Source organism: Actinoplanes sp. DH11, assembly GCF_020873875.1.
Classification (GTDB): domain Bacteria; phylum Actinomycetota; class Actinomycetes; order Mycobacteriales; family Micromonosporaceae; genus Actinoplanes.
Genome location: NZ_JAHWGU010000003.1, coordinates 20398 through 32397 on the forward strand (window position 1 = coordinate 20398; position 12000 = coordinate 32397).

Annotated in this window: 9 protein-coding genes and 1 pseudogene; 4 read left to right on the top strand and 6 right to left on the bottom strand. The window is 68.7% G+C overall.

The genetic code is table 11. From position 1 onward, the window contains the following. Positions 1-361: 361 nt before the first annotated feature. Positions 362-2881, bottom strand: a complete 2520-nt coding sequence (locus LPA41_RS05180) for an ATP-binding protein (RefSeq protein WP_229068769.1) — start codon at positions 2879-2881, stop codon at positions 362-364. A 255-nt stretch (positions 2882-3136) separates the two neighbouring features. On the opposite strand from LPA41_RS05180, the gene LPA41_RS05185 reads away from it, so the two are divergent. Together LPA41_RS05185 and LPA41_RS05190 are read left to right on the top strand one after the other, a co-directional pair. Next, positions 3137-4120: a chemotaxis protein CheB gene (locus tag LPA41_RS05185; protein WP_229068770.1), complete on the top strand. Its 984-nt coding sequence runs from the start codon at positions 3137-3139 to the stop codon at positions 4118-4120. 306 nt (positions 4121-4426) lie between these two features. Further along, positions 4427-4633, top strand: a pseudogene (locus LPA41_RS05190) (response regulator transcription factor); the annotation flags it as partial. 208 nt (positions 4634-4841) lie between these two features. On the opposite strand, the gene LPA41_RS05195 reads toward LPA41_RS05190, so the two are convergent. Continuing rightward, on the bottom strand, positions 4842-5843 hold the full coding sequence (locus LPA41_RS05195; protein ID WP_229068771.1) for a sensor histidine kinase: 1002 nt from the start codon (positions 5841-5843) through the stop codon (positions 4842-4844). 228 nt (positions 5844-6071) lie between these two features. Next, positions 6072-7295, bottom strand: coding sequence for a PP2C family protein-serine/threonine phosphatase (locus LPA41_RS05200; RefSeq protein ID WP_229068772.1), 1224 nt, complete (start codon positions 7293-7295; stop codon positions 6072-6074). Positions 7296-7777: 482 nt separating this feature from the next. Here LPA41_RS05200 and LPA41_RS05205 point away from each other — a divergent pair, with 482 nt between their 5' ends. Next, entirely contained in the window at positions 7778-9331 is a 1554-nt protein-coding gene (locus tag LPA41_RS05205; protein ID WP_229068773.1) for an ATP-binding protein, read from the top strand. A 319-nt stretch (positions 9332-9650) separates the two neighbouring features. Here the strand turns inward: LPA41_RS05205 and LPA41_RS05210 are convergent, their stop codons facing one another. The 3 genes from LPA41_RS05210 to LPA41_RS05220 all read right to left on the bottom strand — a co-directional run bounded on the left by LPA41_RS05210 (position 9651) and on the right by LPA41_RS05220 (position 10787). After that, complete coding sequence (locus LPA41_RS05210; protein WP_229068774.1) at positions 9651-9839, bottom strand: hypothetical protein; 189 nt, start codon at positions 9837-9839, stop codon at positions 9651-9653. Positions 9840-9997: 158 nt separating this feature from the next. Next, positions 9998-10381 (bottom strand): response regulator transcription factor, encoded by a 384-nt coding sequence (locus LPA41_RS05215; protein ID WP_229068775.1) that lies wholly within the window; start codon positions 10379-10381, stop codon positions 9998-10000. 88 nt (positions 10382-10469) lie between these two features. Then, the gene (locus LPA41_RS05220) at positions 10470-10787 is read right to left on the bottom strand and encodes an STAS domain-containing protein (protein WP_229068776.1); all 318 of its coding nucleotides are present in this window, start codon (positions 10785-10787) and stop codon (positions 10470-10472) included. A gap of 627 nt (positions 10788-11414) precedes the next feature. Here LPA41_RS05220 and LPA41_RS05225 point away from each other — a divergent pair. Then, the gene (locus LPA41_RS05225; protein WP_229068777.1) at positions 11415-11747 is read left to right on the top strand and encodes an STAS domain-containing protein; all 333 of its coding nucleotides are present in this window, start codon (positions 11415-11417) and stop codon (positions 11745-11747) included. Positions 11748-12000: the final 253 nt, after the last annotated feature.

The following is a 12000-nucleotide window of genomic DNA, read 5'->3' on the forward strand; positions in this document are numbered from 1 at the left end:
CGAGGGCCTTAGACCATTGGTGGTGGCCGCCCTGGGAAGCAGCGCCCTTGCCGGCCCCGGGCGGGGCCGGTACAAGCGCTTCAGGGCAGTGCCGGCCACCGCCTTGGCGGCCGGACGCGACGCCCGCCACGATCGAGGACGACGCACCGATGGCCTGATGAGGCTTTCCAGCCTGATCGTGCGGCTCAGCGCGGGTACCGGCGGGTTGCAGACCGATGGCGCCCGCGGGAGCGTGCGAACGGTGTTCAGCGGCGCCGATTCCTGCCGGAGCTGTCACGCTGGTCAAAGGCGGTCAACCGGGCGCATGCGAGATCCGCGCCCGGGGCGAGCGGAGCTGTCGCCACCGTCGAGACCTGGAAGGCTATCCAGAGGTGTCCGACGGGGGTGTGTGCTCCGACAGGGGCAGGTGGATGCAGGTGCTGGTACCGGATGGATTATTGGCGGCAAGGTCGATGGTGCCGCCGTGCAGGGTGACGATGGTGCGGGCGAGGCTGAGTCCGAGGCCGCTGCCGGGTGTGCCGTGGTGGCGGACGTTGCTGGCGCGGTAGAACCGGTCGAAGACGCGTTGTCGTTCTTGTTCCGGGGTGCCGATGCCGGTGTCGGCCACGCATAACCGGGCCATGCCGTCGGCCTGGTGCAGGCGGATGTGTACGTCGCCGCCGGGGCTGTATTTGACGGCGTTGGTCAGCAGGTTGTCGATGACTTGCCGCAGCCGGGTGGGGTCGCCGTCGAGCGGCAGCCGTGGTGGTAGGTAGGTGTGCAGTCGCACGTGCGCGTCGGCCGCGGTGGGGCTTGCTGCGGTGACGGCATCGGCGACGATGGCGGCGAGGTCGATGTGGCCGATGTGCAGGTTGACGTGTCCGGATTCGAGGCCGGCGAGATCCAGCAGCGTGTCGATGGTGGTTTGCAGTGTCGCGGTGTTGCGGGTGATGGTGTGGATCATCTGCTGGTGGTCGCTGTCGAACCTGATGGCGTCTTCGCCGAGCATGGTGGCGTTGGCGGCGATGGAGGTCAGCGGGGTGCGCACCTCGTGGCCGACCAGGGCGATGAAGTCGTCTTGAGTACGGGCGAGTTGGTGGGCCAGTTGCTGGGCGCGGCGCAGTGCGACGTAGACGCCGATCTGCGCGGCGACGCCGTCCAGCAGGACGGTGAGCAGGTCCTCGTGGACTTCGGGGGTGGCCGCGTAGCAGGTGAGAACCCCGAGCAGGGTGGTGCCGTCGCGGACCGGTACGGCCAACGCGGCCCGGACGCCGCGCGCCAGGCACACTTGTACCCGGCTCTTCTCCTGTGCGGTGTGCAGCTGGGGGCTGGCCGCGATGTCGGGCACCCAGATCGCCTGTCCGGTCTGCCAGACCCGGCCGGTGACGCCGTACCCGCGCTGTGGGGTGTGCCCGAAGAAGCCGTCCGGCTCGGCGTCGTCGATATCCCAGTGGCCCACCGAGCGCAGGTGGCCGGTGGTCTCGTCGATGAGGAACAGTTCCGCGCAGGGCCAGCCGAGGGCGGTGCCGACGGCCTGCAGCACGCCGGGTGTTGCCTCTGCTGTCGAGGAGGCGTTCCTCAGCGCGTGCTGAACGGTGCGGTGGCAGGTGCGGAACCGTTCGGCGCGGCGCATCGCGGTCACTTCGTGCGCTACCGCCACCGCGCCGAGCAGCCGGCCATCAGCGGCGCGGATCGGCTGGGCCGTGCTGGCGAAGGTGCGGATCCGGTCGCCGGGCATCGTGGTCAGCACGTCGACGCTGGCGATGTGCTCGCCGCGCAGGGCGCGCATGAGCGGGGTCTGCTGCCACGGAATGGGCTGCATCTCGGTGTCGCGCAGCAGCCCGTCGATTGCCGAGGGATAGTCGGCGGGGGGCGCGCCGCTGGCGGGGCGGCCCTGAACCTCCCGCAGTACCCGGTTCAGTACCACGACCTGTCCCGTTTCGTCGCAGGCGACGACGCCGACGCTGAGGCTGTCCAGCAGGGCGGTGAGGAACCCGTCGTTGCGGTCGGCCCGCTCCTGGATGGTCGTCTGCTCGGACATGTCGGTCAGGAAGATGCAGGCCAGCGCGCCGGCGGCGCCACGCGCCACCGACAGCGACGCGCGCACCGGTAGCCGGTGCCCGTCGCGATGGCGTGCGCTGATCTGGCGCGGCACCGGCTGCCGGGGCCCGGCGGTGAACAGCCGGTCCAGTGCTGCCCCGATCGGCTGACCGCCGTAATCGGGCAGCAGGGTGTCCTGCAGGTGCCGGCCGCACACCTCGCCCGGCGGGTACCCGAGCATTTTCTGGGCGGCCCGGTTGAAGCCGACCACCAGGCCGTCCGGGGTCACCGCCAGGAACGCCTCCTGAAGGCCGTCCAGCAGCGTCGCACTGTCCAAGGCGGCGACGGTCGGGCCGGCCGGTTCGGTGCCAGCCGGGCGCAGCAGCTCGGCGGCTTCGACCAGGACGGTGATGTCGTGGTCGCTCCACTGCCGTGGCGCGGTGTCCAGGACGGTCAGTGAACCCACCGCACGGTCCTGGGCGTCACGCACCGGCACCCCCAGGAACGCCCGGATCCCGAACTCGGCGGCGAGCGGATGATCGCTCAGCCGGCCACCGAAGTCGCGACGCATGTCGCCGCAGTGCACCGGGTGGTCCTGGCTGACGATGTACTTACACACCGAGTACGCCAGCGGTGCCCGCCCGCTCGAGGTGAGTTGGCCGGGCATGTCGTGCACACCGACGAAGAACTCCTCCGTACCGCCGACCAGGGTGAGCGCCGCCATCGGCGCGTGCACCAGCCGGGCCGCCAGCCGGGCGATGGCATCCAGCGGCATCGGCTGCGCCGGCAACACCCGCCGCGCCCGGTCCGCCGCCGCCACCCGCGCGGTGTCCCCGATTACCGCCTCGTCGACCATGCTCATGGGCAGTCCTGACTTGTCGCACGGCCCGCAAGCCACCGGTCTCGTCCGGCTGGCATTCCCTGTTTTCCCCGGAGAAACCCCGCCGCGTGCCGGGAGGGATCTCGTGAGGATGGCCGGTCCGCCCGTTGTGGCGGCTCGGGCGTGCAAGCCTCCGTTTCGGAGACTTTTGCCTGCTGAGGGTGTGAGTACCGGATGTCGGGGAAGACGGCCCCGAACCGCCGGAATCACCGGCGACGCGGCGAGAGCGGGCACCTCATGGCAGATCGTGATCTGGTAGTGGCCGGCGGTTCGCTCGGCGCGCTGGAGGCAGCCGGCGCCCTGCTCGCCGGCCTGCCCGCGGACCTTGCCGCGGCCGTGCTGCTGGTCATCACCCCGGCCCGGGTACGCGACGCCGAAACCCTGGACCGTGCCGGCCCGCTGCCGGTCGCCACGGCCACCGACGGCGCCCCGCTGCTTCCCGGTCACGTCTACGTCGCCCCACCGGGCCTGCACCTGCTCGTCGGCTCCGGCCACCGCGTGCGGCTCAGTGACGCCGCGCCGTACCACCGGGTGCGGCCCGCGATCGACCCGCTGCTGCTGACCGCCGCCCGCTGGGCCGGTCCCCGCACCGTCGGCATCCTGTTGTCCGGGGTGTTCGACGACGGCATCGCCGGCCTCGCGGCGCTGGGCATGCACGGCGGGCTGACCGCCGTGCAGCACCCCGACGACGCCGCCTACCCCGACCTTCCCGCCACCGCCCTGCGCATGCGGCCCGACCACGTCGCACCGGCCACCACCCTGGCCGGCACCCTGCCCGGGCTGCTGACCACAGCAGGCCCGGCACCCGCCGAACTGCACCCGGTGCTGATCACGGAGACCGACATGCTCCTCCACGCCACCACCGCCGAGCGGCCTGACGACCAGCATCGCCGGCCCGTCCCGGTCGGTTGCCCCGACTGCGGTGGCGGCATCCACCGCGTCGACATCGCCGGCACCATCCGCTACGGCTGCCACGTCGGTCACGGCTTCGCCCCGCACAGCATGCTCGCCGCGCAAGCCGACAACGCCGAAGCCGGTCTCATGACCGTCGCCTCCACCCTGCGCGACCAAGCCGAGATCTACCGACACCTCGCCGCGCAAGCCGACACCGCCGACGAAGCCGACCGGTACCACGCCGCAGCCCACACCAGCGAACACACCGCCGACACCATTCAGAACCTGCGCCAGCACGTCGGCGCGACCCGGCCGGCGAACCCATGACCGGCACAGCGCGCGCGAACTGGGCAGGAAGGCGACGGACCCGGCCAATCCCGCGCTGTCGTCACAAACGGTCCGACGTCTGCCGGTGCTCTATCGTGCCGGCACGGCCATGGATTTCCCGCGTCGATGGCGATCACGCACGCACAGCGAATCCGGTGCGAGAGTCAAGCCGCTGCCCGAGGCCGTACTGCGTTCAGTGCACCGACAGCACCCCACGGCGTAGTCGGCCGCGCGGGGTACGGTCTCGGGCCGCTACTGACCGCGGCTGTCGCGGACTCTGCGGCGGGCGCCCGACGTTCGCGGATGGGCCTGACCGAGCGGGAACGCGAGGTGCCGCTTCTGGTGGCGCAGGGCCTGTCGAACCTCGAGATCACCGGTCGCCTGCAGGTCGCCGAAGCAACCGTGAAGACCCACATCGGCCGGATTTTGAATAAGCTCGGCCTGCGCGATCGGGCGCAGGTGGTCGTCTTCGCCTATGGATCCGGGCTGGTGCGTCCGGGCAGCGGCAGCTGATTCCGGGTCAGGTTACGCGGTACGGACGGCGCTGTTCCGTCTCAACGCAGCCATCGCCGCCAGCCCAACCCTGGGGCCGGTATGCACGGGCAGTAGACAGCGTCCGCGGGAACACAAAACTGCGGAATCAGAGCGTGCCGTGACAGTCGGGAATTCGGGGCCGTCTGAAGGATGCCACGGCTGGTCGGTGTACGGTGCCGCGCACACGTCATGCGCTATGCAGGACGGCGTGCGGGAAGTACAGCCGTATCGAGGTTCGGCCCGCAACGGTGTTGATGAGTGCGATGTCGGCCAGTTGCCGGGCAAGCCAGAGCCCGCGCCCGCCGGGGGCGGCGCCAGTGGTGTTCGGGTGGTGGAAGCCGGCAACGGCCGGTACCGGCAGGCCGGCGGTGTCGTCGCATTGGACGACGAGGGTGCTGTCGCGGCGCCAGGCACGGACCCGGACCGCGGTAGCGGCGTGGCGTAGTGCGTTGCTGGCCGTTTCGGTCACCGCGACGATGAGATCGTCGGTGGGTTCGTCAGCGAAGCCGTGGCGGGTTGCCCAAGCCGTCAGCGTCGCGCGCAGGTCGCTGAGTTCGGCGACCTCGGTCAAAGTTCGGTCATGGTCGACGTGTGGTGGCGCCGGGGACAGCGGCGTCCGGGACCAATTGGTCAGGTACTGCTGCGGTGGCTGGTACTCGAGATTGGGCTGCGAGCCCGCCGGGGTCAGCAAACGTGGATGGGTACGCCGTACTCCTCGCAGGACGACATCGGGGTGGCGGCGGCTGTCCCAGAGGCAGGTCACCGCCGAGGGGTACGGGGCGTACGCGTCATTGCAGGCCGCCTCGTACGCGAGGTACGCGGCGACCCGGGTGGGGCGCAGGGCCGTGTCTGTCCGCTCGATCAGGTCGGGTTCGGCGACGACCTGAACCCGGCGCTGCGACTGCGCCTGCTGGGACAGGTAACGGCGGAAGCCCTCGTAGGCGAACCCGAGTCGCTGGTAGAACATCGCGGGATCAGCCCAGCGCAACGAACCGGTCCGGTCGGGAAGCTGGTCGGCAAGCAGTTTGCGAGTGTGCTCGCTGACAACCAGCAGTACTTCGTCACAGATGGCTGCCGCGCGGTGCAGCTCGGGTATCAGCGAGGTGCTCAGGTCGTCATCCGTGCCGGCGATCAGCGCACTGTGAACGAACGCGTCACCATCCTGGTGGCCGTCGTGGTCCACGATCATCGCCTCCCCTCACGGACTCAAGGGCCACAGCCCCAATGGTCTTGATCGTTTGGTGTCCGGCTCTCCTGGTCTTGGCGGCTGAGTCCGCGGCGCCGATGCCGCGGATGACCGCACAAGGCGTATATGATCCGATACCCTCGCCGCTGTCGCCTATGCGGGCGCAACACTGCGGGCTTAGGCAGGCCGCGCGCCAACGCACACACACGGGTGCTGCGGGTGACGTCGTGGTCAGGCAGCGGTCGTTGGTTTGCGGCGAATGGCGAGCACGGCGACGTCGTCGGTGGGGCGCTCGGTGCCGGCCCGGTCCATCACTGCCGCACACACCGCTTCGGGTTCACCGGCGTAGACGGTGTCGAGCAGTGTCTTGATGCCCACGTCGATGGTTTCGCCGCGCCGCTCGACCATGCCGTCGGTGTAGCACACCAGGACCGACCCGGCCGGGAATGCGATGGTGGTGCTGTGCCGGTGACGGGAGGTTCGGCCGACGCCCAGCGGCGGGTCGACCGGCATGTCGACCAGCACGACGTCCTCGCCAGGTGTGGCCAGCACCGGCCGCAGGTGCCCGGCGGTCGACAGCATCGCGGTGGACCGGTCCGGGGAGATCATCACGTACAGGGCCGTGGTGAGAGCGCCGGCCTCGAAGTGCTGGACTTTACGGTCGAGCAGGGTCAGCGCCTGAGCCGGCTCATCGGTGATCAGGCTGTAGGCGCGCAGGGAGCTGCGGATACGACCCATCACCACGGCCGAGGCCAGCCCATGCCCGGAGACGTCGCCGATGACCAGGCCGAGCCAGCCGGACGGCAGGGTGAACACGTCATACCAGTCGCCGCCGACGCCGAAGTGGTGACCGGGCACATATCGGGCGGCCATCTGCAGGCCGGCGACATCGCCCAGCTGGGTCGGCAGCAAACTGCGTTGCAGGGCCAAGGCGGCGGCGTGCTCAAGTTTCTGGGAGCGGATCTGGCCGGCCACACTGGCGCGGTCGGCAGCCAGCTGCAGCAGCGTGATGTCGTCGGCGGTGAACGCCCCTGGCCTGCGCGCGCCGACGTGCAGCACACCGATGACATCGCCGGCTGCGAAGATCGGCACACCGAGCAGACAACGAAGTCCCGCGTCGATCAGCATCGGGTTGACCACGTCCGCCGGGGTGACGTCGTTGAGGATGACGGGTCCGCGGGTGTGGGCGACGCGGCCGGCGAACCCGGCGCCGACCGGGATCCGGAACCCTTGCCGCACCTCGTCCTCGAGCCCTGTGGAGGCGGTCGCGACAAGTTGCTGGGCTTGTCGATCCAGTAGCAGAATGGCCGCGGTGTCGGCGTTCAACACGTCCCGGACCCGATCGAGTAGCTCATCCAGCAGGTCCGAGACGTCCAGCCGAGACAAGGTCGCGTCAGTGACCGCCTCGAAACGGCGCAGCCGTTCGACGTCGGGCATGGCAACCGGTGAGTCCACGAGTTCAGCCTAGTGCGGTATGCCGCTATCACTGGCAGCTGGCACGCCGCAACGGCAGGTCAAGTGATACCGATGAGCAGCTCGGACCGGCCCAGCAAGCCATGGCGTATGCGGGGACGAGGTGCCCGGTATGGCATGTCGAGGCTCGCTGCGGCGGTGGTTGTGTCATCGTGTCCAGCAGTCGGAGCGGGCACACCGATGGCTGCCCGTCCACGAGCTCAGATGCAGGGCACGACCGCGCCGGCACCATGATCGAGCCGCCCAGCAGATGAGCCGCTTCTGCAGTGATGACGCGGTCATACCGCCTGGCTGACTGACCGGTGCTGGCCCGCACGCCTGCGTTAGCCTGAACGTGACAGCGCCGCCCGCGTCCCCCGGGCACGACACCGCCGCCGATCCAGGCGCGTTCACCGGGGGAAACGATGCCAGCAGGATCTGAACGTACCGGCTACAGCGACATAGCGCCGCCCCCGTCTCCGGCAGTGCTCGCCGCCGCGTTGGAGGCCTACCTCGCCTTCGACACCACAGGCCGTGTGGTGGCCTGGAACCCCGCCGCCCACACCACGTTCGGCTACACCCCGGCACAGGCATACGGCCGATCAGTCGACGAACTGATCGTGCGACCGGAGGAGCGCGAGGCAGGCCGAGCCGAACTGGCGACACTGGCCAGCGGCCTGCCCGGCCAGACCCTCGACCGGCGAATGCAATGGACCGCCCGGCACGCCGACGGCCACGACGTCCCGATCGAGATGACCCTGACCGCCACCGACGAACCCACCGGCCGGGTGTTTCACATCTTCGCCCACGACATCACCACCACCCAGCGCGCCAGCCGCTTCACCGCCACCGAAGCCGCCGTCGCCCGCGGCCTCGCCGAAGCCGACTCCAGCACCGCCGCCGCCAACCGCGTTGTCGAAGCCCTCGGCGTGAAGATGGGCTGGCCGGTCACCGAACTGTGGGTCGTCGACGACGACCGGCAACTCCTCACGTGCGCCGCCCGCCACGTCCAACCCGGCCGGCGGCTACGCGACTTCGCCGTCGACACCCTCGAACCCGGCATCGCGCTGCCTGGCCGCGTGTGCGCCGACCAGGCAGCCCACTGGATCCCCGACCTGAGCGCCGACACCGGATCACTGCGCAGCCGCGCTGCCGCCCGGATCGGATTGCGCGTGGCCGTCGGTGTGCCACTGCGCACCGGCGCACACGTGCTGGGCGCTCTGTGCGTCTACGGCGACCGGGTCGAAGACCCCGAAGACACCCTGCTCGGCCTGCTCAGCGGCCTCGCCGCCCAGATCGGGCAGTACGTGGAACGACGCCGCGCCGAAGAACTCGCCATCGAATTGGCCCGTACCAAAGACGAGTTCCTGGCCATGGTCACCCACGAACTACGCAATCCGCTCGCCGCGATCACCGGTACCGCTACTCTGCTCGCCGACGAACTCGATGACCTGTCCTGCGACGAGCAACGGCATTACCTGCAGGTCATCACCCGCAACGCCGAACGGCTCTCGGTCATGGCAGAAGACCTCCTCGACCTGGCTCGCCTGGAATCAGGGCATCTGGCCATCAGCCCTACGAGCACCGACCTGTGCGTCATCATCCGCCAGGCATTGGACGCCGCCACGATGCCCGGCGACAAGAACCTCACCATCGCCGTGCGGCTACCCGAGCGCCTGGAGCTGCACGCCGATCCTCACCGGCTGCGCCAGGTCGCCGACAACTTGCTGTCGAACGCCATCAAATACACGCCCACCGGCGGTACCGTCACCATCACCGCCACCACCGATGACACCGATCAGGCAATCACCTGGACCGTCGCTGACACGGGCATCGGTATCCCCGTCGCCGAACGTCCCCGCCTGTTCCGCCGCTTCTACCGCGCCTCCACCGCCCTCGACCGGCGTATTCCCGGAACCGGGCTCGGCCTGGTCATCGCACGAACCATCATCGAACGCCACCACGGCGCCATTACCCTGGCCGAGAACACCGGGCCCGGCACCACTTTCGCCATTGAACTCCCCACCAAACCGCAATAGGCGGTACAGCTTTGGTGCGGCGAGACCCAGCAGTGCCACGAAGCAGAACGACACCAGACAGATCGCCGAGGGCCGACCACGATCCCGTCCCGTTGTCGTCGGAGGAGACGTATACCGGCCCTTGAACCTCTGTCGTTCTCCTACCGAACGGCAAAAACTGTCGTCGCAGTAAACGATGATCCACGACCGCCAGCTGACGTGCGGCGACGGTACGGCGCGCCAGCTCACGAGCAAGAGCCTGGCACAATCAACCGTCGGCGTAATTCCGGCTGTGGAGGAATGCAAGACACGATCAGTGTGCAGGAGTTCGCCGGCCGGCTCAGCACGCTGGACCCGCCATCGTGACCAGCGACGACATCGAGGACTTGGCCGATGCCGTGCCCGGCATGTTCGCGCAAAACCGGGCAGGCAGGTGCCGGGCGACCCGGAAGAAAATGGCGCTCTGCCAGCGGAACGTCACCGCGCCGGGGTTTGCCCGTTGCTGTGAGCGGTGATAGTTCTCGAACAACCGCCTGGGTTCGTGCGGCAGTGATCCCCGTGCCCAGACGGGACATGGCGGCCCCTTGCCCCTGGCGGGAGGGGCCGCCGTCATATCACGTGGGTGCTGGGCGCGACGTCGCGGCTGTATCGAATGTTCCTTACCCGATCGCATCAGATCGACGTGTGTCAGGCATGCGATTTCTTGCTGGCGAGGACCTCACGAAGCTCGGTGAGAAGCCGGCGTGGCGAGACGGGCTTGGTGAGGTACCGGTCGGCACCAGCCTGCATTCCCGCTTCGACGTCGTGCTGCAGGACATCGGCGGTGAACATCAGAACCCCGGTTCGTGGGCCGCTGGTGCGGCGCACCAGCCGGCACAGGTCGATGCCGTTCATCGCGGGCATGCGAACGTCAGCGATCACCGCAGCGGGGTGCTTGATCGCGAGCATTTGTGCGGCCGCCTGCCCGTCGCCTACGCTCACCGCCTCGTAGCCGGCCGAACTCACCACGAAGTGCAGTAGTTCACGAATGTCGGGGTCATCTTCAGCGATCAAGACCACAGGGTGGTTCATGCGGGTTCCCTCCGTCGGCCTGTCTCCAGCTGTATCGGCGGGTATCCGTCGCGCCGAGGTGCGAAAACGGTGCGGGTGCGGAGCAAGATCAGATGGTGTCGTACAGCTCTCGGATTCCGCAGTGCCGCAGGAGCCGAGCGACCGACGGTCCAGCGGCGATGACCACGAACCGGTCCGTCAGCTGATGCTTCGCGATGAGCAGGACGGTGATGCCGGCGCAGGAGAAGAAGGTGACCGCGTCGAGGTCCGCCTCCAGGCGAAGACCGGGATGGTCAGCGGCCGCCATCATGAGCTCTTGCTGCAATGCCGGGGCGGTGTGGTAGTCGATGTCGCCTGCGACCAGGACTCGAATCCTGTCGGGCATGGCCCGCCGGGACAATATGAGGTGCCCTTCTTCGCTGAGCATCAGCCTCTCCTGCAGCTCAGGTTAGCCCTCGGTGCGGCATCGCGGTCGCGTGCTGCCGGCGGATGACTCCGTCAGTTTTAGGACAGCGCACTGGCGTATCTCCTGTTGCTGTTCGCGGGGCAGTGCGGCGATCCGCACCCGGTCGCAGCTCGCGAAAGCGAAGGCGATCGGCCCAGATCGTGGAGCAGCGTGATGAGGGTCAACGGTCCGACAGAACGTGTGCTTCTCACAAGCCGGGCCGAGGCCAGCATCGTGGTCTATGATCCAACCCGCTGGCCGGATGTCTATCCGCGCGCTGACGACAACGGCCGGCGCGGCCAGCGAGCCGACGCGACGGCGAGCAGCGCACCGGACCGCGTGGCGCCGGCACTGCTCCGCTAAGACACACCGTAGTTGCGACCAGGCGCGCTACGAGAGCCATCAGGTCACCTTCACGCGGCCCAGCCTTCGCTCGCATGGGTAGCGTGGGCCGCTCAGAGATTCCGTATAGATCGCCAGACCGGACGCGACAGCCAGCATGTACAGCGGATCTGTAAACCTGCGGTTACCGCTTGGCAAGCCGGTCGTGGCGGTGCGGCACAGATGAGGCACCATGTGGGTACCACTGACGATAGGCGGAGGTAACCGGTGGAACATCCGCCGATCTGGCGTCACCAGCTGACTAAGGATGCTGGGGTATGCACCATCGCGCTTGCCGGCGAACTGGACCTGGCATGTTCGGCCACCTTGCAGGGCTTGTTGATCGAGCAGGCCCAGGCCGCCGGTGTCGCGGACCTGCGAGTAGACCTCGCCGAAGTGGGATTCCTGGACTCCACCGTGCTGGGCGTGCTGATCAGTGCGATGCACTACGCGACAGAACAGGGCCGCGGCTTCAGCGTCGTCGCGCCGAGCCCGGCAGGTCAGCGTATCCTGGCGATCACAGGTCTGGACACTGTGCTTGCCGGAACCGACGAGCGCTGATCAGTGCGGGGCGACAGCGAAAGCCGCCCACACCCGCTCTCCTGTGCCGGTCGGATGCCAACCGATGTCCTCGGCGAAATGTTCGGCCAGGACCAGGCCCGGGCTCCCAGCCTGCCGTCCTCATGGTCCATTTGCGCGGTCGATCACGACCCGCTCCCGCAGGCAGCGATGGCTCAAGAACCGCCCACCGCAGGTCGGTCAGGTCGTGTCGCCTCGCTCGGCACGGGGTCTCCGGTATGAAGTTCTGGCTTGG

Bases quoted from the DNA above. Each gene is read 5' to 3' on its own strand.
- LPA41_RS05180 (WP_229068769.1), bottom strand. From the start codon at position 2,881: ATGAGCATGGTCGACGAGGCGGTAATCGGGGACACCGCGCGGGTGGCG.
- LPA41_RS05215 (WP_229068775.1), bottom strand. From the start codon at position 10,381: ATGAACCACCCTGTGGTCTTGATCGCTGAAGATGACCCCGACATTCGT.
- LPA41_RS05185 (WP_229068770.1), top strand. From the start codon at position 3,137: ATGGCAGATCGTGATCTGGTAGTGGCCGGCGGTTCGCTCGGCGCGCTG.
- LPA41_RS05195 (WP_229068771.1), bottom strand. From the start codon at position 5,843: ATGATCGTGGACCACGACGGCCACCAGGATGGTGACGCGTTCGTTCAC.
- LPA41_RS05220 (WP_229068776.1), bottom strand. From the start codon at position 10,787: ATGCTCAGCGAAGAAGGGCACCTCATATTGTCCCGGCGGGCCATGCCC.